Source organism: Kitasatospora sp. NPDC085879, from assembly GCF_040686255.1.
GTDB lineage: Bacteria > Actinomycetota > Actinomycetes > Streptomycetales > Streptomycetaceae > Kitasatospora.
Genome location: NZ_JBFBJZ010000051.1, coordinates 18,214 through 38,805 on the forward strand (window position 1 = coordinate 18,214; position 20,592 = coordinate 38,805).

A 20,592-nucleotide genomic window follows, 5' to 3' on the forward strand; every position below is an offset into this window, starting at 1 on the left:
GCGGTCCTCCCGGTCGAAGCCCGGCCCCGATGCTATGCGCGCCCCGTCACTCATTCGTCACTGTGCGCAACCGGATGGTGGCTCTGCCCGTCCTTCTCTCCCGTGCACCCGGTCGGCTCTGCCCGCTTCCGACGCAGCAGCCCCGCAGGAAGTCCGCCACGAGGGTCAGAACGGCTCCCGCATTGGTCTCCCGGCTCCGCGACTCGGCCGACGAGCGCCGCAGGTCGGTGGTCGCCGTGACCGTGATCAGGAACCGGCCCGGTGCCTGCGGCTCCACCCGCACCACGCACACCCCTCCGTAGGGCGGTTCCTCCTCGTCCACCTGTCTCACGGCCCGTCACCCGACCCGGCGAGCGGCGACTCGTCAACGGTCCGCTCGCTGTCACCGTCCTGCGCGTCCCCGGTGGCCTGCGGCACGTCGTCGCCGGGCGGAACACCGGCCGGAACGCCGGACGGAACATCCGTGCCCTGTGCCTCCCCCCGTTCCACGGGGCCGGCCGCACCGTGCCGGTCGTCTCCCGGCGACTGGCAGTAGACCTGCCGGCTCCGGGCGAACGCGACCCACCCGCCGGTCCACGTGCCGCCCTCCCCGAAGGTCGTCACCGGGATCAGGATGTCCACGTCGGCGCCCGAGTCGAGCGGGATGCGGTCACGGTGCTGTGCCTGCTGCACGGCCTCCGCGATGTCGGCCCGCGAGGCGAAGCAGAAACGGAGACTGAGCGTGTCGCCGAGCACTCTGTACACCTCGCGCTCCACCAGGTCGCGGTCGCTCTGGAGTGGCAGGTAGCCGGCCGGTGGCAGCTCGCCGAAGCCGCGCCCGGTGAGCGGGGGCAGGGGCCGTTTCGCGCCGCCCGGCTCGGCCGCCCGCTGCTGACGGACCTTCTCCGCGATCTCCTCCAGGGCGTTCTTCATCTCCACGGCGATCCGCGACCGGGCCGCCCGGGCCTTGCCCAGGACCTCCCTGAGCTCCGCCTCCAGCTCCACCAGCGCCTCGCCCGTCGCCGGATCGGCCGCCGTGTCCGGGAGGACGTCCCGCCACTGCGCCAACTGGGCCTGGAACTGCAGGATCTGTGCCACGTAGACGTTCCACGGCCGCATGCCCAGCCGGCCCTGCCACCAGCGCTCCGGCGGCGGCGCGCCCACCTCGCGGCGGGCCGACCAGGCGTCCACGATCCACCGGCCGACGTCCGACCCGACCGGGATCACCAGGGCGACGCGGACCGGGGGCCGCGCGTGGTCGACCGGTGGGTCCCACGCGGCCGGCAGGACGGACGGATCGGCCGGCCAGGGCGTGTCGTTGTGCTGCTCGGTCTCGAACAGCCGGGAGGCCAGCCAGTTCCGGCGGTTCGGGCTCAACTGCTCCTCCAGCCCCGCCACCCTGTCCGCCCTCAGCTCGATCCGCACGCCCTCGGCGGTGAACTGCCGGTTGGTCGTGGCGCCCGAGCACGGGTCCTCGCAGAGCAGCCCCTGGACGGCGGTCTCTCCGTAGTCCCAGGTCGCGCGGGACACCTCCACCCACCAGAAGGTGTCGTTGCCCGCCCGCAGGTCCTTGAGCGGCAGCGACACCTCGTGCCGGGAGCGCAGCGGCCGCCCCGCCGCGTCGATCGCCAGCCCCGCGCCGACCTTCAACTCGCCGTTGTCGATGGCCACCTGGAAGCCGTCGACCACCCCGGGTCCGCCGGACCTGCCGACGGCCGAGCCGAACTCCCGGGCGTAGTCCTGGATCCGGTTCAGGTGCTCGGCCCGCAGGAACAGCCCGTCGAAGACGTGCAGGCGGTCGATGTCGCCGCCCGCGGTGTCCGGCGTTCCGGCGGAACGCTCGTCCGGCGGGCCGGCCGACGGGGTGGTGGTCCCGGCGGCTCCTCCCGATCCTGAGGCTCCGCCCGGTCCCGCGGCGGCGCCGCTCTCGGCGATGGTCATGATTCGGCCCTCCCGGCGCCGGCGGCACGGTTCTGCAGGTACATGGTGACCACGGCGTCATGGCCGTCGTGCCGGCCGGCCGCCGGCCCGTCCTTCACTCCGGCGAACGGCACCCACGGGTCCGTCCCGTAGCAGGGTTCCGGACCGGTACCCCGGATCAGGACCCGTACCAGCCGGTGCGCGGGCGGGTGTTCGAGGTCGACGACCGCCCGGGTGCCCTCGTCGGTCAGCCGCACCCCGGCCACCCCGCTCTGCGCCCAACCCGCGCCGTGCTCGGAGAGCGAGGTGATCGTGACGGCCTGCTCCAGCGACCGGCGGTCCACCGGCTTGTCGAAGCAGAAGTTCAGGCAGGTGTTGCCGCGGGACCACTGCAGCGTGCCCGGATCCAGCCGCGGCCCCCCGGCGTCCTCCCGCAGGGTCTCGCCGAGCAGGGCGGGGGCAAGTCCGCACAGCAGCTCCTGGATGGTGCCGGTGGGCAGCAGCACGGCCCGGGCCTGCTGATCCACCTCCACGTTCGCGATCTGAACGGGCCCGGGCCGGGTGACTATGTCGAAGGTCAACCTGGCCAGCGCCACCGGTGCGTGGTCCTCCGTCACCGGGAAGAGCTGCGGGCAGCTGTCACCCTCCTCGTGTTCCGGTGCGTCCTGGACCGCGTCGCACGCGGCCAGCCGACTGAACTCCGCCAGCAACCGCTCCGGCCTGCGCCCGGGAGCTGCGGCCCGCACCCGTTCGGCGGCCTCCGCCGCCTGCAGGCCCGCCGCGTCGTCGGGGCCTGCGACCTCGTCCAGGCCGAACAGCACCCGCACCCTGTGGTACGGGCGGCGGCGGGGCGGTTCGTCGCCGCGGATGACCACCCGGACGGTCTCGGCGATCCGGGAGTAGTCGTCGTGGCGACGGGTGATGTCGCACGGGTCGGCCAGGGCGGGTACCGGCCGGCCCGCACAGGTTCCGAACTCGGCCACCAGCCAGGCCGTCACCCGCCGGCCCTCTCCGGGGTAGGGCTCCCGTCGCCCAACGGGCTCGGCCCGGCCGGACGTTCCCCCGGACGCGTCCTCGCCGTTCCGTTGCGAGCCGCCCGACGCAGGGTGGTCCGTGGCCCACCGGGTGGCCCACTCGGTCAGCGACGCGCACGCCTCGGCCTCCAGGGCGAGCTCGCGGCCCCAGCCGTCCACCGCGAGGCCGGGCCCGACCCGGAGCCGCTCGCCGTCGGCGTCGAGCCGCACCCCGTACCCCCGGACCACGCCGGGGCCGTGCAGCCAGGCCGAGTGCAGCATCTGCTTCCCGCGCGGATTGCCCATCAGCACCCGGAAGTCGTCCTCGCCGAGCAGCATGCCGAAGGCCACTCGCAGGGCGTTGAAGGGGGTCACCGGCAGCTCGTCCTGCCGGCACGGGCCGTCGGAGGTGCCCCTCGCCGAGCCGCACGGGCCGCACGGGGCCGACGCCCCGGAGCCGCCCGGGTAACCCGCGGCTCCCGGGTAACCGGACGGGTCCGGGGAGCCGCCGCCGGACGTGCCGGTCCCCGGACCGGTCGCACCGCCACCGGCCGCACCGCCACCGGCCGTTCCGCCGCATCCGCACGGTGCGCTGCTGCTGCCGAGCGCCGTCATGGCTTCTCCTCCCTGTTGGACTGGGTGGTGGTCGCGCCGAGCGCGCACCGCGCCCGTTCGTCCGCGGCCTCGCCAGGTGACACGGCCGCATCCGCCGGGAACGGCCGGTTCGCCTTGGCGTACTCCCGACGCATCGCGTCGATCAGCTGCGGCTGTCCGACCCGCCCGCCGGCCGCCGCCGCACGGAAGGCCGCGGCGATCGCGGCGTTGCGGATCCAGCCGCCGGGGACGGGGTAGCGGTGGGCGAGCGCGGCGAGGTCGACGCCGTCGTCCCGCACGGGGGCCGGCAGGTGCAGCTGCCAGAGCCGGTGGCGGTCCGGCTCGCCCGGGAGGTCGAAGGTCACCACGAAGTCCATCCGGCGGACGAACGCGGCGTCGATGTTCTGCCGCAGGTTGGTGGCCAGCACGGCCAGACCGTCGAAGCGGTCCAGCCGCTGGAGGAGGTACGCCGTCCCCAGGTTGGCGAAGCGGTCGTTGGCCTCCGAGATCTCCGTCCTGGTCCCGAACAGGGCGTCCGCCTCGTCGAGGAGGAGCACCGCCTGCATGCGCTCCGCCACGTCGAAGGCGGCGGAGAGGTTCTTCTCCGTCTCCCCGATCCACTTCGAGACCACCTGCGAGACGTCCACCACCAGCAGGTCCGTCCCGGCCGCCGTCGCCAGCACCTCGGCCGCCAGCGACTTGCCGGTGCCGGGCGCCCCGCTGAACAGCAGCCGGACCCCACGGTCGGCGCGGGCCGCGTCGCGCAGCCGCCAGTCGTCCAGCACCACCGACTGGTACGCCAACCGGGAGACCGCGTCGCGGAGTTGGCGGTCGGGCTCGGCCGCGAGCACCAGCCGCTCCCACGGCGACTGCGGGCTGAGCAGGTCCACGCCCGGCGGGAGGACGGCGCCGGCCCTGGTCCGGATCGCGGCCGAGACGTCCGTCCGGCCGCCGTCCGGCAGGAGCTCGTCGCAGCTGTGCACGTCCAGCGCGACCTGCGCGGTCAGCGCCGGGTCCAGTGGGTGACGGGCCGCCAGCTGCGGGGCCTGCCCGGCCGCGTCGGGCAGCGCCGCCCGCCAGGCCGCCCGGCGGTCCTCGGTGTTGATCGGCCCGACCGGCACGGTGAGCACCGGCCGCTCCGGACCGGGCCGCACGGCACCCGGCTCGGCACAGACCAGGATCGGCCCGACCACCCGGCGCAGGTCCAGCAGCGCAGGTCCCGCCCCCTCCTCCGGCCGGGGCGCCACCAGGACGGGCACCCCGCCGCGGGCGGCCGCGTGCAGGCCCAACAGGCCCAGCCCCGAAGGGTGTTCGGGGCGCGCCCGCCCGGCGACCGGCCGCAGCCCGGCGGCGCGGGCCAGGGCCGCGCACCGGCTCAGCGCGATCGTCTCGTCCCGCGCGGTCACGATCACGGTCCGCGGCGCCGTGGAGCGCAGCGCGGCCACGGCCCGCTCGGCGGCCGGTCGTGCGAGCCATCCCTCCAGCCCTGCGACCGGCGGCCCGACCTCGACCTCGGTCAGCGCGTCCGGCCAGGCGGCACAGCCGTGCAGCGCCTCCCAGAGCCGGTCGGCCAGCCGCAGGCTGCGGTCGTGGAACGTCCCCTCACCGGAGACGGCGAGGGCGCCGCTGCGCACGGCCGCGCCCTCGTGGAGCAGTCGGCGCAGCGCCGCCCGGTCGACGGCCGGGCCTTGCGGCGCCCCGAGGTGCCGGTCGTGGTCCAGCAGGAGGGCGGCGAGTCCGACGCTCGGGTGGGAGTCGCTGCGCGGGTGCATGGTGCGGAAGGTCCTGGCCAGGCCCTCGTGCTCCTCGGGAAGGCCCGCGAGCAGGAGCAGGTCGAGCTCCACGTCGGTGAGGCCCAGCCGGTCCGCCAGCCGTTCGATCGGTGCCGGGCCGGCCTGGTGCGGTCGCTCACCGTCGTCGGCTGCGGCTTCGGCCCACTCCCGGAGGAAGCCTACGGAGGAGGAGGCGGACTCCGTGCCGCAGGTGGCTTCGAGCAGCACGGCCAGCCGGCGGGCGAGCACGGCCGCCCGCGCGGTGAGGCCGCGGCTGCCTGCCTCGGCTGCTTCGGGGGCCCGGGCTGCTGCGGGTGCCCCGGCCGCTGCGGGCGTGGTGGGCGGGCGCGTCTGCGGAGGTCCGGGCGTCTCAGGCATAGTCGTACCTCACCACCGCGCCGAGCCAGGGCACCCAGCCCGGGTCCAGGTCCAGACCGGCGCGACGGACCGTCAGGTCGGTCTCGGCGACGGCGAGCCGGACATCGATCCACCCGGGTTCGGCGAACACCTGCCCGCCTCGGCGGGCGATCGCCCGCACGACGGCCCGGCCGTCCGCGGGAGGGCCCGCCGGGCCCGGGCCGAGGCGGGCGGCGGTGACTGCGGCCCATGTGGCGGCGAGGGCCCGCACCTTGGCCTGTTCGGCCGGTGTCGGCGGCGGGGCGGCGAGCAGGGCACCGGCGTGGGCGGGGCCGAGGCCGGCCAGGGCGAGCAGCGCCGCGTCGTCCGGGGCCGCGTCGGGCAGGAGCTCGCGCCCGATGCGGTACAGCACCCAGCGCAGGGGGCGGGCGGTCAGGGCGGTGTCGTCCAAGGCCCGCTGCGGGAGCCCTGCGTCGGCCGCGGTCGCCAGCAGGAAAAGCAGACCGGCCCAGGTGGTGGGCACTCCGCTCGTCCCGTCCGGGTCCAGGTCCGGGCATGCGGCGGCCGGCTCGGCCGGCCGGGTGTCCACCGGGTGCTGCCGGGGCTCCTCGGCCGATCCGGCCGATCCGGCCGATCCGGCCGATCCGGCCGACGGTGCCCCCGCGGTCCGCTCGTCGGCCGCCGCGTCTGCCCGGTCCGGCGGCATCTCCCCGGACGGCGCCGGCTCCCGCGCACCACCTGCCCGTTCCCGGCCCTGCCGGGTGCCGTCGGCCACCGGGTGCTGCGCGCCGTCCGGGCGGCCCGAGGTGGGTGCCGCCGAGGCCGTTGCCTCCGCCGGCCGGACCGGTGCGGGCGGCTTCACGGCCTGCCCGAGCATGGTCCGCAGCTCGTCCGTGAGCGCCCGCGGCAGTTCGGGGTGCTGCCTGCGGTGGAGCGAAGCGGGGTCGGCCTCGGCGGCCGCCAGCACCGCCCAGGCGGCCAGCGTCGCGGGCCCTGGCCGCAGCCGGGCCGACCGGGCCAGCCCGGCCAGCGAGGAGCCGGCCAGCAGGGTCCGGGCGAGCGCCCGGACCTGCGCGGGCGGCGGGCCGTCGGGGTTCGTGCCACCGCCCGGCCCGGGCACACCGGGCCCGCACCAGGACGCCACCGCCACCAACGCGGCCACGGCCTGCCACCCGTCCTCGCCGAGCACCCGGTCCAGGGCCGGCAGCCCGCAGCCGGCCGCTGCTCGGAGCAGCGCCGCCGCCGCCTGCTGCGGGGCCCGGCCGAGCGCCGCGAGCACGACCGCCCGGGGCTCGGCGGTGGGTGCGGGATCTGCGGGCCGCACCGCCCCCGCCTGCTGCCACGCCCAGAGCCGCTCGGTCCGTCCGCCGGCCACCCCGGCCACCACCTCGGCGAGCAGCTCGACGTCGTGCCGGTAGTGGACGACGTCGCCGCGGCCCTCGCGGATCGTCCGCTCGATCGCCGCGGCCATCGCCGCCGACCAGTCCTGCCCGCCTGCGAATCCGGGACGGTCGAGGTCGAGCGGGACGGTCAGCGTCAGCCGCCGGACGCACCACCGGCCGGCCGGCAGCCGCGCCTCTCGCAGGGCGCGCTCCAGCCCGCCCTCGACGACGCACCGCAGGGATGCCTCCAACCCCGCGCGGCCCGCCTCGGCCGGACCGTCGTGGTGCAGCGCCGTGGAGAACCGCCCGATCGTCACCGTCGGAGCGCTCATCCCACCCTCACCGCCCCCACGGCCGCCGACTCCCCCACCCGCGCGGCCGGCGACGGGATGCCGACCACGCCGTCCTCGCCGACCCGGACGTGGCCGACCACGGCCGGCCCCCAGGCCGCGCCGGGGCCCACCACCGAGGTGAGGTCGAGGTGCAGGCTGCGGCCGATCCGCATGCCGACGCCGAGCGGGCAGATCTCGGCCAGCGTGTGGGCGGGCTTGTGCAGCTCGACGATGCTCCGGACCACGTCGAGCCGCTCGCCCTCCAGCGGCGCGGCGATCAGGACGGTGAACCGGTGGGCCGTCGCCGTGTAGCCGTCCTCGCCGGGTTTGACGCCGCCCACGGCGAACCGGCCGAGGGTGGCCGTCGCCCGGGCCGCCCCGCCGACCGCGGGGGCCGGCGGCCCGCCCGGCCCGGTGCCGAGGACGGCCCCGCCGAGCCCGCGCATCCGCCAGTTCTCGACGATGGCGACCGGGACGGGCAGGTACAGCCGGAGGATCCGTTCCAGGCAGGCCAGGGTGCCGCGGATCCGGAACAGGTCGTATGCCTGGGCGACGAGCTCGCGCCGGGCGGCGATCGGCCAGCGCCGGTCGAGGGCGAGCCCGAGCAGGCCGGCCAGCCAGCCGAGGGCCTCCTGCGGGGTGGCGGTCGGGTCGAGCAGGACCGTCCGCAGGGCCGCCCGCCCGTCCAGCTCGTGCAGCAGCCCTTCGGCCGGGGCGAGGTAGCGGTGGAGGAAGTCGGCGTCGTCCTCGTCCCTGCTGAAGTTGCGGGGCAGTTGGGTGAGCAGCCGGTGGCCGGGGCGTTCCACCCGCAGGGCCCGGACCCGCGGGGTGAGCCGGGCCGTCCCGCCGAGTCCGAGGACGACCCACAGGTAGCGGCCCGGCGGCGCGGAGACCGGGGCCTCGTAGGTCTCGAACGCGTCGTCGGGGGCGATCTGCGCCCAGGGCCACTCGCGCCCGGTGGGGCGCCGGAACAACCCGCCCGACGGCTCGATCCGGTCGAGGTGGAGCTCGGAGGGCAGCGGCGGGGTCAGTTCGCCGTGGCGGATCGCACGCTGCCCCTGCACGGCCGGCGTCCACGGCAGCGGGTCGGGGACGGTGTCCTCGTCGCTGCTGAGGAAGCCCACCCGGACGTCGGTGCCCGGGGGGACGCAGGCGTCGAGGAAGATCCGGCCCCAGCGGGTGCGGTACGCGCCGGCGTCGAGCCGGTAGGTGACGACCCGTCCGCTCTGGACGTAGCGCGCCGCCGGGCCGGCCGTCCAACCGAGACCCTGGTCGGAGGTGTACGCCGTCCGCCCGTCCGGGCTGGCGGTGACGGCGCCGCCGTCGTAGCGGGGAGCCCGGACGGGCTCGATCTCCGCCCAGCCGTCGTCGTCCGGCCGGAAGCGGCGGAACGGCTGCCCGGGGCGGTCGGCGACGGTGAGCAGGCCGTCGGCGGCGAAGGCGAGGTCGCTCGCACCGGCGACCTCGATCCGGTCGGTGCCGTCGGGCCGGGCGACCACGGTCCGCCCGCCGTGCGGCGCGGACCACAGCAGGTAGACCTGCCCGGCCCGGACGGCGACCCGGGTGGGCGTCAGGCCCGCGGCGAGCAGTGGCCCGCGGAGCGCCGGGCCGCGTTCGGGGCCGCGCCGGCCGCGCAGCAGGACCAGGCCCGCCGGGTTCGCCAGCAGGACGACGGCGCCGTCGCAGAGCGCCGCCACGTCCAGCGGTCGGCGGGCGCGATGGGCCGCGGTGCGCACGGGCACCCGGCGCAGCAGCCGCCCGGCCCAGAGGTCGACCACGTGCACCGCGGCGCCGCAGGACTCGGCGATGTAGAGGCGCTGCGCGCTGTCCACGGCGAGGCCGCGGGGGGTGCGGAGGCTGCCCGGGTGCGGGTCGGCGGGGGCGGACGGCGCGTTCGGGTCGAGGACGTCGACGCGGCCTTCGGCGGGGTACGAGCGGTAGGCCCGCCCCCAGCGGTCGAAGGCCAGCCCGGCGGCGCCCGGCCCGGGCGGCTGCGCCTCCGCGGCCGGCTCCGCCTCCGGCTTCGGCAGCCACCAGGCGAGGCTCACCCCGCCGCCGTCCGTCAGAGCCGTGCCGTCATGGGCGCAGCGGGCCCACTGGTCGGGGTCGGTGAGGGTGGTGATCGCCCGGTCGCCGTTCATCAGCACACCTCCGGGGGCAGCGGGACGAGGACGGGGTCGCCGCCGGGGAGCGGGGTGGTCCCGTAGCCGGCGCCGGGCGGCAGGGGTGGTCCGGTGACGACGGTGATCTCGCCGAGCCGGGGGACCTGCCAGGCTTTCAGCGGGACGAGCGGGGCGGCCCTCCAGGCGGCGGCCGGGTCCGGGCGGACGGCCAGCCCGAGTTCGCCGTCGAGGTATTCGACACCGTCCACCTGTACGGCGACGGCCTCCAGTTCGGCGCGCCGGACCGTCCGCCCGAGCGGCCAGCCGGTACCGTCCGGCCCGTACGGCGGCACCGGTGCGAGGTACTGGCGGAGGATCAGCTCGACCCAGCGGCGGACGGCGTCCGCCTGGTAGCCGTCCCGGACGTGGACGCCGACGGAGACGGCGATGTCCACGTACGTCGGGGGGATGACGTAGAGCTCGGTGGTGAGCAGCCGGCGCGGGTCGAGGTAGGCGGCGACGCGGCGCAGCAGGGCGAGGTCGGGCAGCGGCGCGCTCAGGTCGCGCAGGTCCTCGGTGGGGAAGACGACGACGCTGACCACCCCGGCGGCGGACCTGCTCAGGGTGTCGGGGTGGAACAGCGGCAGCGTCTCGGCCCGCCGTACGCCGGGGACTTCGAGGGTGAGGGCGCGGAAGTCGTCGGCGGTGACGGCCCGGTCGCGCCGGTGGAGTTCGGCGGGGAGGCTGTCCAGGGCGTCGGCGAGCGAGGCCTGGTCGGCGCCGTCGGCGGCGGCCAGGACGTTCCTGGCCTTGATCCCGGCCACGCCGGTGAGGCTGCCGATCGCCCCGGCCGGGACGTTCCCGGCGGCCCCGCCGCCGTAGCGGTAGGAGACGGCCCTGATCCGCTCGCCGATCTGCGGGACCTTGCCGCGGGTGCCGAAGTGGACGAGTCCGGCGGTGAGGTCGACGGTGTAGTGCCGGTCGAGGGGGCCGCTGTCGGCGAAGGTCTCGACCTCCGTCCAGGGTTGCCAGCCGCCGGGTTCCTCGACCTCCAGCCGGGCGGTGCCGGCGACGACCGGATGCTGAGTCAGGCGGTAGGTCTGGCCGGCGTCGGCGGTGCCGGTGCCGAGCAGTTCCGGGCCGGCCGTCCGGGCCTGGACGACTCCGACCGCGTTGATGCCGACCCAGCGGATGCGGTGGATGCCGTCGTTCTCGGTCGCGGGGCGGCGGACCCGCAGCCAGGCGATGACGCGGGCGGCCGACTTCTCGTCGTCCAGCGGGGGTGGGCTGAGCAGGTCGCCGGTGGAGGCGGGCGCCTCGGCGTGAGTGGGGAAGGCGTCGGGCAGCTGCAGGGTGACGACACCGGTGGCGGTCAGGCCGCGGGTGGTGTCGGCGAGGACGGCGAGGTTGGTGAAGGCGGTCTCGGCGCTGCCGGCCCGGTCCGGCCCGTTCCAGAGCTCCCAGAGGAAGGCGGGCGGGTCGGCGGTGAGGCCGTCGGCACGCAGCCGGTCGCGGCCGGGGTCGCGCGACTCCAGGTCGAAGGGCCTGGGGAGTTCCGCGTCCTGGACGATCCCGAGGAAGATCGCGCGGTTGCGCAGTTCCTTCGGGTCGGTGGTGTTCTTGCCGAGCAGGGCGATCCAGAGGCACTGGTCGAGCGTGCTGCCGACGTCGAGCGAGGGCTGATCGGTGGCGAGCGGGTCGGTGGGGACGGCGGTGGTGACGTAGAAGCCGGCGGCGGCGCCGCTGTGGAGCCGGTTCCGCTGCTCGGTCGGGAGGGCGGCGACGGCGTCCGCCCGCCGGCGGGCCTCGCTGCTGTGCGCCTCGGCGTCCCGGGCGGCGGTCTTGCCGACGGCGCAGGTCTCCAGCGGCCAGGCGACCACCTCGCCCTCGGTCTCGAAGGGGACGGCCCCGGCGCGGGCCTCGGTGCCGCGCAGCACCTGGACGCCGGCGGGGCGGTCGGTGTCCAGCACCAGGAGGGTGTGCGCGAGTCGGGCGGACCTCGGGCGGACGCCGAGCAGCCGCAGGAAGGCGACCTTGGTCGCGTCGGGGATCTGGTTGAAGCGGAACAGCAGCGACTCGCCGAGGTAGGCGAACAGCTCCAACAGCGCCACGCCGGGGTCGGTGGCGTTGTGGTCGGTCCACTCGGGGTTGTAGACCGGGATGCGCTTGATCAGCTCGTCGCGGAGCTGGGCAAAGGTGCGGTCGTCGAGGATCGGACCGATCAGGGCCATGGCCGGCTCACCCCTTGCCCGTCATCGCAGGTAGAACGGATAGACGAGGTTGTCGGACCGCAGGTCGACCAGCCGGACGTAGGCGATGTCGATCCAGACCATGGTCGGCTCCTCCCCCGGGGTGACCGACACCTCGGTCACCCGGATCCGTGGCTCCCAGCGGGTCAGCGCCTGCTCGATCTCCTCCCGGAGCGCGGCCCGGGTGGCGGCGGTGTTCGGCGCCATCAGGTACTGCCGCAGTCCGCAGCCGAAGTCCGGCCGCATGACGCGCTCGCCCGGCTCGGTGTCCAGGATCGTCTCGATCGACTGCCGGACGAGCACCATCCCGCTCGCCCAGGCCAGGCCCGGGCCCGGCCCGCCGGCGGCACCCTGCGGCCGGAAGGGCAGACGGACCCCGGTGCCGAGCCACGCGTCGGCCGGTGCTCCTGTCGGAGCGTCAGTTGCTGCTGCCATGGTGTCGATGATGGTCGGCGGGCGTCACCGGTGCGTTATCGCCCGGCGGCGCTCACCAGCCCGCGGGGAGGCTGTTCCGCATCTCCTTGATGGCGTCGTCGTACTTCTCCTTCCCGCCGGCGGGAAGGAGGCCGCGGATGTCGTTCACGTCCATGGTGATCGCCTGTCTGAACTTCCCGTCGAGGAGCAGGTCCGTCTGCTTCTTGCGCCAGTCGACGGCGTCGCTGCCCGCCCCCCAGCTCCTGGTCATCCGATGGTCGGCGGTGTCCATCTCGATGGCGGGGGCGGTGTAGCGCGAGATGCCGTCCAGCTTGTTCTTCACCCCGGCGGCCTTGCCGCCGGACGTCTGGGCGTCCTTGACGGCCTTCCAGGCCGGCATGTGGTTGCGTTCCGTTCCCTTGACGGCCCTGCGCCTGCCGCCCTTCTTCGCCGGCGCCTTGCCCAACTCGTTGTAGGGGCCGCCCCGGTACACGTGGTTGGTGGCCCTGAGGCGGGGTTTCTTCTTGGTCTCCGGGCTCATCCGGGCGTCGATCAGCCACTCGTCGCCCTCGCGGTCGGCGGCCAGCCTGGTGAAGCCGTAGGTCTTCTTGATCCCGGCCAGTGCCTCCCGGACCTCGTCCTCCTCGTAGGGCTCGGCGAGCGACTGCTGGGCGAGCTCGCCGATCGCCTGGAGGCCGCCCTGCCAGCGCTTGGCCTTGGCCGGGTCCGGCACCTCGCCGGCATCCTTCCCGGGCTTCAGCGGTCCCGGCTTCAGCGGTCCCGGCTTGCCCGGTTTTACGGCGGCGGGGGCCGCTGCCGGTGCGCCGCCGCCGGGCTTGGCCCCGCCCTTGGCCCCGCCCTTGGTAGGGGCCGCACCGGGGCCCTCGTTCCAGGCGCCGGCCTTCTTCTCGTCCCTCCCGGTCTTCCCGGGGACGTGGTCGTTCATCAGGTCGGTCATGAACTTGTCGGCGCTGAAGGCGACTTCGCCGAACGTCACCTCGGGGACCTTGCCGGAGCCGAGGACGTGCTCGACGTCGGCGCCGATCCCGAACTCGCCGGGGAGCGGGTACTCCAGCTGGAACAGCGGCCAGGTCCAGCGGTGGCTCGGGGCCGGGGACCACCATGGGCTCACCAGGGCGACGAAGAGGTCGCCGCCGAGGCCGAGGAAGGGCTGGGCGGCGATCTCCATGTGTCCGCCGATGAAGAACTCTCCCTGCTTGCCGCTCTTCGGGTCGGCGACCTCCCGGTAGCCGATCCGCGGGGTCGCCTCCACGTAGCCGCGGATCCCGGCGAGGGCGTTCAGTGCGACGCCCGCCTTGATGTCGTGGCCGAGGAGTTCGAGGCCCGCGCCGCCCTCCGCGACGAGCCGGACACCGGCGAAGGCGGAGATGTTGAGGGTGCCGGTGATGCCGAAGTTCTTGAGCACCTCGGGCTTGGTGGACCACGTGCCGGTGAGCTCCATCCGGTCCAGCGTGGCCGGGCCCAGCTTGGCGAGCAGTTCCAGGCCGATGTTGGCGAAGACGAAGATGTTGCCGACCAGCGGGATGCCGTAGAGGGCGCGGACCTCCAGCTTGGGCAGCGGTTTGACGTAGTCCTTCTGCTCGAACAGCGGCTTGGTCATCTTCGGAGTGATCCTGCCGACGAGGGTGACGTCCCCGTCGTGGTCGACCACCACCAGGGCCTCGCCGCTCAGCCATTCGGCGAGCCGGACGTTGACGGTGCCCCAGCCGGCGACCACGCGCGGCCCGGGCCGCGGGCCGGCCACGGCGGGCGCCGGCGCGGCGCTCCCCTCCGCCGGTCCGGCCGCCGGGGCGGGGCCCGCCGCCGCCCCCTCACCACCGGGTACGGACGGCTTCGGCACCGCCGCCTTCGCCTGCGCCGCGGCGACCTGGTCGTCCGTCAGGTGCTTGGCGCTCTTCTCGTCGGTGGCGACCAGGGTCACCTCGCCGTCGAATGTGTCGTTGCCGTAGTGAACGGTGCCGCGGACGTCGACGACGCCTCCGGCGAATGTCGCCGCCACCGACCCTTTGAAGCCCTTCAGTGCCACCTCGACCTGGGCCTCGCCGGACAGCCTGCCCTCGGCGTCCCGCTTGACGGGGACCGTGATCGCGCTGAGCCCGGGCACCGTTCCGGTGGCGATCGCGTCGAAGGTGACCAGCTCGTTCGCAAGGCCGATCGAACCCGTGGCGTCGAGGAAGCCGCCGAGCCTGAAGTGCAGCCCGCTCGCCCGGACGAGCAGCCGGGGCCCGTCGAGCCGGTTCTCCACCGCGGGCAGTTTCAGGTCGCTCACCCCGGCGAGACCCACCTGCTCGGCGTGGCTGACGACCTGCCCCAGCAGTTCGGCTGGGCCGGTCAGCAGTCTGCCCTTCACGACGGCGGACGCATGTCCCTCCAGCAGGCCGCCCTGCACCCGTACGGCGAGCACCGGTTCGATGCCGTACCGGGCGAGCGGCAGGAAGAACGGGTGGGCCAGGGGCAGCGCCTGGTAGTCCTTGCCCGGGCCGGTGGTCAGGCCCTCGTCGGTCTTCCGCAGGTTCAGCGTCCCGCCGGCGAGGGTACTCAGCCTGGCCCGGACCGGGCCTCCGGCGGGGCCCTTCTTCTCCAGGTACTCGGTCACGGCCGGAGTGGCCGTCAACGCGGCGCCGCCCTGGAGCTCCAGCACGTCCTTGGGCACGTCGGGCGCGACCGCGGCGGTCGGGGCGGCCGGGCCGCCACCGGCACCGGCACCGGCATCGGCGGCTGTTCCCGGGCGCCTGGGAACGACGCCCGAGAGCCGGTCGGCGAGGCCGCCCGCCGCCGGGGCCGTCGCCGACGCGGTCGGGGCCGGGGCCGGGGTCGGGGTCGGCGGCGCGGCCTTCTGTGCGGGCGCGGGCGGCTTGGCTTCGTGGGCGGCGGCCCCGGCTGCGGCGGCCATCAGCGGCGCGCGCGGCGGCGGGCGGGCGGATCGGTCCGGTTCATCGGCCACCTCCGCAGAGCGGGTCGGGCGGGGAGCTTTCGGCGGTCGGCGGCGCCGCCGTGGCGGCCGTCCTCGGATCGAGGGTGGCCACCAGGTCGGCGGCCGCGGCGTTGGCGGCGGCAGCACCGACGACGGCCGGATCGAAGGCGTCGGTCCCGGCCATCGCGGCCGTCGCACCCGGTGCGCCGAGGAGCTCGTCCAGCTGTCTCTCCTCCGGGAGGCCGTGCACCGTGGTGAGGTCGTTGGTGCCGACGTTGAAGTAGGCCTGGAGGGCGCCCAGTGCGACGACGTCCGGCGGCAGGCAGAAGCGCAGGGCGAGCAGCCACCAGAGTTGGAAGGCGAGCACCACGATCGGCAGGAAGAGGCTGAACAGGAAGAACGCCACGATCATGAAGAGTTCCAGCGCGAAGGTGCACACCCGGAAGTCGGCGCCCCCCACGTGGCCGGTGCCGGGGTCCGGGATCTTGCCGGTCACCTCCAGCCGGGAGCCCGGCGGGCTGGTGATCGCCACCCCGCCGGGGCCGGCCGGGCGTCCGGCGCGGGCGGCGAGGGCGCGGAGATCCGGCATCGTGATCGACACCTTGTGGTTCTTCGTCCCCTCCGGGTCGTAGAACGCGGCCAGGCTGAACGGCTCGGTCGTGGCGCTCCACGATTCCTGCGGCGGGCAGTGCTCGTGGCCGGGTGCGGGCGGCCGGCGGGCAACACAGCGGATCTCGTACACGTGCTGGTCGTCCAGTTTGGGGCTGCCCTGGTCGTCGTGCTCCCCGGAGGTGGTCGGCACGAGGCCGAACCAGAGTGACCGGGTGGCAGCCCGGTCGCACACCCCGCCGGGCTGCGGGATCCGCCACATCGGCAGCTCCTGCTCCGGCTCGGGTCTCCCGTCGGTGTCCACCGTGCCGACCGGCACCCAGTGCGGGCCCTTCGCCCCGGTGGTCCAGCTCTGGACGACCGGTGGCCCGAGCTCGGCGAGCAGCTCGCTGTTCTCGGCCTCGAACCTGGCACGGTAGGCGCGGTCGGCCCAGAGCACGTTCGGCAGGTCCCGGTCGTGCAGGTGCCGGGGCTTCATGCCCTGGGCCGCCAGCAGATCGGTCGTCAGCCGCTTGGCCAGCCGGCGCACCGCCGCCGCGTGCTCGGGGGCGGGTACCGGTCGCTCCTGACGCCGCATCACCATCTGTACCTGCACGTCGGCGGCGGCGCCCGGCCGGGGCAGGCCCGGCCGGTCGCAGAAGAGCTCGACGACCACCGCGTAGAAGCGGTGGTGACCGGGCTGGTACAGCTTGCGCAGCGGGGTGGCGGTCATCGTGTGGGTGGCGAAGCGCAGCCGTCCGCGCCGGACCTGGCCCGCCGGCACCGCCACCGGGTACGCGTACACGTCCTCCACCGGTTCGAAGACCAGTGAGACGCGCGGGTCCGCCGCCAGGCGTCGGACGAAGTCGGGTGTGTCGTACTTCTGGATGGCAGGGGCCGTGGCCCGCGGGTCGAAGCGGTCGAAGTGGCCGCGCTCGCAGACGTACCAGGGCGCGCGCAGCTGGAATCCGTGCCCCACGGCCGTCACCAGATGTTCCCCGCGCCCGGCGTGTAGGCGGGCGACATCACCATCTGCTCGGCGACCAGGGTGCCGACCTGGACGATGCCGCTGAAGGTGGCCAGCGGCGCGTCGACCTTCACCACGGGGGCGGTGACGTCGACCGACATGGTGGCCCTGATCTCCACCGAGGCGGCGGTCAGCCGGATCTCGCAGCCCGCGGCGTGCCTGACGGTGACCGTCCGGGCCGCGTCGTCCAGACTCACCTCGTGTCCGGACGCCATGGTGATCCGCACCTTCGAGGCACCGCCGGTGTCGTCGAACTCCAGCCGGCTGTCCGCGCGGGAGCGCAGCAGCCGGATGTTGTTCGCCGCCTCCGGGTCGTGCGGCAGGCTCTCCCGGCCGTTCCAGGCGGCGCCGAGGATGTACGGGCGGCGCAGGTTGCCCATCTCGAAGACCACGACCACCTGGCTGCCGACCTCCGGCAGGACGAGCAGGCCCTGCTCGTGGTCGGCGTACGGCGAGCAGAGCGTGGCCCAGGCCCGCACGTCCCGGTCGCCGTCCTCGCCGAGCCACGGGAAGCGCACCTCGACCCGGCCCAGCTTCTGCTCGTCCACGATGTTGGTGACCAGCGCGGGGTAGGCCCCGTGGTAGCCGGGTGCGGCGCCGTCGGCCGGTTCGGGCAGGGCCATCAGTTCACCTCGTTCAGGGTGGCCCGCTCCGCCTCGAAGCGGGTGCGGAATCCGTGTTCCAGGTCGAAGCCGTGGCGCAGGCGGGTGACGTAGTAGCCGCCGCCGTCGAAAGGGGCTCCGACGTCCTGCAGGGTGAGTCGGCTGCCGACGACGAGGTCGGGCGTGCCGTTGGTGAGGCCGGCCACGGTGACGAAGCGCCGGCCCCGGCGGAGCATCTCGGCCCGTGCCCAGGCGGCCGCCTCGGCCGTGTTGAGGGCGGCCTCGCGGACGCGCAGCGAGGTACTGGGGCCGAGTGTCCGGCTCAGCAGCCGGACGCCGGTGCGGCCGCCGGTGGTCTCCGCCTCGACCACCTCCGGGCCGGCCCGCTCGTCGACCGTCTCGCGCCGTTCGGCGTCGTACCCGGTGACGACCACCTCGCTGCGCTGGTGCGCGAGGTCGGCCGTCAGCCGGGCGGACAGCAGGTCGCGGCCGAGGACGAGGGTCACGGCGGTGCCGGGCCGGGTGTCGCGGGTGCGCAGGTGCAGGGTGGTGCCGGTGCACCAGAGTTCGGCCTGGATCAGGCGGGCGCGTTCGCGGAGGAAGGCGAGGTCGCTCTGGTTCAGCTGCTGGACGACGTCGTAGCGCGGGCCCGGCGCGTCGACGTCTGCCCGCAGACCGTGCTCGCGCGCGACGGCCTCGGCGAGTTCGGCGTCGGTGACGTGCGAGTAGGTGCGCATCCGGCGGGCCATCCGCAGCCGCATCAGGGCGTCCTCCGCGTGGGCCACGACCGCGGGTGGGTCGCCGTCGCCGAGGACGAGCTCCAGCGCGGAGACCGTGCCCTCGAAGACGGTCCGCTGCTGGGCGTCTGGGCCGAGGGCGACCTTGAGCGCGCTGCCGAGGTCGATCGTCCTCCCGTCCAGGTGCAGCAGGCTCTCCTGGGGGCCCTTGGCGCCGACGCCGCTGGCCAGGAAGGTCGCCTGCAGGGTGCGCAGGCCCTCGACGCCCTCGCAGACCTCCAGGCGCACGCAGTCCCGGCCGAGGTCCCGGACGAGGTCCCCGCCGACGGTGAAGACCGGTGAGACCGCGGTGACGGCCGGCTCAGTCATCGAAGCCCTCCGCCGCGACCCGTCCGGCGAGCCACTTCGCCCGGTCGAACGCCGCGCGCAGGCGCTCGACCAGCTCCGCCTCCTTGACCGGGCCGCCCTGGCCGGCGGCCGGCACGGGGCCCGGGGCGCCGACGGGGACGACATCCGTGTGGACTTCGCCGATGTGCACACTCATGGCAGGCCTCCCTGGTCGGACACACCGTGGGGTCGCCACCTCAGGGTGCTGGGCCGTGCGTCACGGCGGCGTTGCTCGCAGTCCGCCGCGGTGCGCGCGGGCGTCACCGGCGGCAGTCGTTCCCATGGGGCCGTCGTTCCGTCGGGCGGCGGAGTCTCGCGGGCCCGGGCCCGGCCGGCCAGGCTGCGGGCGCCGCCGGCCGCCACCTCGGCGAGCGTGCCCGGGTCGGCGCGGCTGCGCAGCGGCACGCCCCGGCCGTACGTCAGGGCGCGCGGATCGGCTGCGGGAGGCGCCACGGTGGGGCCGGCCCCGGTGGGGCTCGCCGTGGTGGAGCGCACCGGGGTCGGGGGCTGCCCGCCGTAGCGCGGGCCGCCGCTACCGAGGGCGGGCGTGGCGGGGACGGCGGAGAGCCCGGGCGGCCCCGGGACGGCGAAGGCTCCGCGTGCCTGATCGACCGCCAGGGCCGCCCGGGCGTCGGCCACCGTGTTCACCGAGGCGGCGATCCCGCCGCCGGCCGAGAGCGCGAAGCCCGCCGCCGTCGCGTCGTCGGCCGCCGCGCCCGTCACCGCCCCTGACGTCCCGGTGCCACCGGCGGCACCGGCCCGGGCTGCCGGGGCCCCCGGCGGCGCGGCCTCCGGGCCGATGCCCAGGGCCCCGGCGAGCCCGGCGACCGAGGTGGCCGCGACCTCGCCCGCGAAGCCGGCCGAGAGGCCGACGCCCCCGCCGGTCTCGACCTCGACCCCGAGCTGGACGTTGAACCCGGCGCTGAGCGAGAGCGGGCTGTCCAGCCCCTGCATCGCCCCGCGCCAGGCTGCCGGGTCGAGCCCGAGCCGGGCCAGCAGTTGCTGGGCGCTCTCCCCGGCCTGGGCCTGGACCAGCTGTTGCGGCCGGTTCGTTCCGGCGGTGCCGGGGGTGGAGCCGGCCCGCGGTGCGCCCGGGTCGGTCGCGGCCCGGGCGTCGCGGCCGCCCGCGCCCTTCTCGTTCGCCTCGAAGCTGAAGTCCTGCTCGGCGATGGTGACGGCGACCTTGGCCCGCAGCGGGGTGCCGTCCGGGGCGAAGAGGTCCAGTTCCTCGTTGAGCTGGGTGACGATCCCGTTGAAGCGGAACGTCCCCCAGACGAAGCGGACGATCGGCGGCGGGTCGCCCTTCTTCTCGGGCGGCGGCTCGACGAACTGGCGGACCACCGCCGTCCAGTCCCGCACGTCCACGTACTGGCCGGCATCGCCCTGTTCCGCGGTGTCGAAGGCCAGGTCGAAGGTGAGGGTGGCGCCCTCCTGCGAGGGGTTCTGGCGCTTCTGGGTCCGGGTGCTGGTGCCGCCGCGGTCGACGTTGTTGTTCCGGCTGAGCCGGAGCGAGACGGGGTTGAACTGGACCTCGACGACGGGCCCCTCGCCCTTGACCAGCGGCGGCCGGTCCTTCGCCCCGGCCTTGGCCACCCTGAGGCGTTGCAAGGTCGCGTGTGCCAGTTCCGCCATCAGGAGCCCTCCAGTCGCAGGCCCTCGTGGGCGATGTGCAGTTCCTCCATGGCGATCTCACCGGTCCTCGCGTTGAGCGCCGGTCCGGTGAGCTTGACCGGGAGTCCGCGGGTGAACCGCCAGTGGGCGACGGTCCGCCCCCCGGTCGCGTCCAGGACCTCGATGTCGCCGTCGTAGCGCGCCGCCCGGCGTTCACCGCCGACGATGCCGTGCAGCCAGTCCCACAGGGCGGTCTCGGCACGGCCGCCGGGTATCGGGACGAGCATGCCGCGCTTGAGCACGATCGGCTGCAGCTTGACCCGGCCGATCCCCCGGACGAGCCCGTCGTTGCGGCCGCCCTCGGGGTGGTCGCCGAGCTCCATCTCCAGCTCCAGGCCGGTGCACTCCTGGAAGCCGCCGTCGCCGAGCTGGTCGGGCGGGCCCGCGGCCGCGCCACCCGCCACCGGGCCGGTGCGCGACGCCTCGCCCGGCTTGTCGGTCAGTGCGGGCGGCGGCGTCGAGGTCGGTCCTGCGGAGGTGCTCCGCCGCAGCGAGACCCGGAAGTTGAATCCCTGAACCAGATCGGGCATC

14 protein-coding genes are annotated in these 20,592 nt (G+C 75.4%); all 14 read right to left on the minus strand.

Annotated elements, in window-relative coordinates; translation table 11 throughout:
- Positions 1–327: 327 nt before the first annotated feature.
- The gene (locus AB0P35_RS30300; RefSeq protein ID WP_363517047.1) at positions 328–1,920 is read right to left on the minus strand and encodes a hypothetical protein; all 1,593 of its coding nucleotides are present in this window, start codon (positions 1,918–1,920) and stop codon (positions 328–330) included.
- A complete protein-coding gene (locus AB0P35_RS30305; RefSeq protein ID WP_363517050.1) occupies positions 1,917–3,287 on the minus strand; it encodes a hypothetical protein in 1,371 nt (456 codons plus the stop codon). Before AB0P35_RS30305 ends, AB0P35_RS30300 begins: the two co-directional genes overlap by 4 nt.
- Before the next feature lie 236 nt (positions 3,288–3,523).
- The gene (locus tag AB0P35_RS30310; RefSeq protein ID WP_363517053.1) at positions 3,524–5,656 is read right to left on the minus strand and encodes an ATP-binding protein; all 2,133 of its coding nucleotides are present in this window, start codon (positions 5,654–5,656) and stop codon (positions 3,524–3,526) included.
- Entirely contained in the window at positions 5,649–7,349 is a 1,701-nt protein-coding gene (locus AB0P35_RS30315; RefSeq protein WP_363517056.1) for a hypothetical protein, read from the minus strand. Before AB0P35_RS30315 ends, AB0P35_RS30310 begins: the two co-directional genes overlap by 8 nt.
- Positions 7,346–9,490: a phage tail protein gene (locus AB0P35_RS30320; protein ID WP_363517059.1), complete on the minus strand. Its 2,145-nt coding sequence runs from the start codon at positions 9,488–9,490 to the stop codon at positions 7,346–7,348. Before AB0P35_RS30320 ends, AB0P35_RS30315 begins: the two co-directional genes overlap by 4 nt.
- Positions 9,490–11,682: a putative baseplate assembly protein gene (locus AB0P35_RS30325; RefSeq protein ID WP_363517062.1), complete on the minus strand. Its 2,193-nt coding sequence runs from the start codon at positions 11,680–11,682 to the stop codon at positions 9,490–9,492. Before AB0P35_RS30325 ends, AB0P35_RS30320 begins: the two co-directional genes overlap by 1 nt.
- Before the next feature lie 21 nt (positions 11,683–11,703).
- On the minus strand, positions 11,704–12,135 hold the full coding sequence (locus AB0P35_RS30330; protein ID WP_363517065.1) for a GPW/gp25 family protein: 432 nt from the start codon (positions 12,133–12,135) through the stop codon (positions 11,704–11,706).
- 52 nt (positions 12,136–12,187) lie between these two features.
- Positions 12,188–15,079, minus strand: coding sequence for a hypothetical protein (locus AB0P35_RS30335; RefSeq protein ID WP_363517068.1), 2,892 nt, complete (start codon positions 15,077–15,079; stop codon positions 12,188–12,190).
- Positions 15,069–16,625 (minus strand): hypothetical protein, encoded by a 1,557-nt coding sequence (locus AB0P35_RS30340; RefSeq protein WP_363517071.1) that lies wholly within the window; start codon positions 16,623–16,625, stop codon positions 15,069–15,071. Before AB0P35_RS30340 ends, AB0P35_RS30335 begins: the two co-directional genes overlap by 11 nt.
- Positions 16,622–17,287, minus strand: a complete 666-nt coding sequence (locus tag AB0P35_RS30345) for a phage baseplate assembly protein V (protein WP_363517074.1) — start codon at positions 17,285–17,287, stop codon at positions 16,622–16,624. The genes AB0P35_RS30340 and AB0P35_RS30345 overlap by 4 nt, the downstream gene beginning before the upstream one ends.
- A complete protein-coding gene (locus AB0P35_RS30350; protein WP_363517077.1) occupies positions 17,287–18,372 on the minus strand; it encodes a contractile injection system protein, VgrG/Pvc8 family in 1,086 nt (361 codons plus the stop codon). Before AB0P35_RS30350 ends, AB0P35_RS30345 begins: the two co-directional genes overlap by 1 nt.
- Positions 18,365–18,547 (minus strand): hypothetical protein, encoded by a 183-nt coding sequence (locus AB0P35_RS30355; protein WP_363517080.1) that lies wholly within the window; start codon positions 18,545–18,547, stop codon positions 18,365–18,367. The genes AB0P35_RS30350 and AB0P35_RS30355 overlap by 8 nt, the downstream gene beginning before the upstream one ends.
- On the minus strand, positions 18,544–20,022 hold the full coding sequence (locus AB0P35_RS30360) for a hypothetical protein (protein WP_363517083.1): 1,479 nt from the start codon (positions 20,020–20,022) through the stop codon (positions 18,544–18,546). The genes AB0P35_RS30355 and AB0P35_RS30360 overlap by 4 nt, the downstream gene beginning before the upstream one ends.
- Positions 20,022–20,591 carry a phage tail protein gene (locus AB0P35_RS30365; RefSeq protein ID WP_363517086.1) on the minus strand — a complete coding sequence of 190 codons (570 nt, stop codon included), beginning with the start codon at positions 20,589–20,591 and terminating at the stop codon, positions 20,022–20,024. The genes AB0P35_RS30360 and AB0P35_RS30365 overlap by 1 nt, the downstream gene beginning before the upstream one ends.
- Position 20,592: the final 1 nt, after the last annotated feature.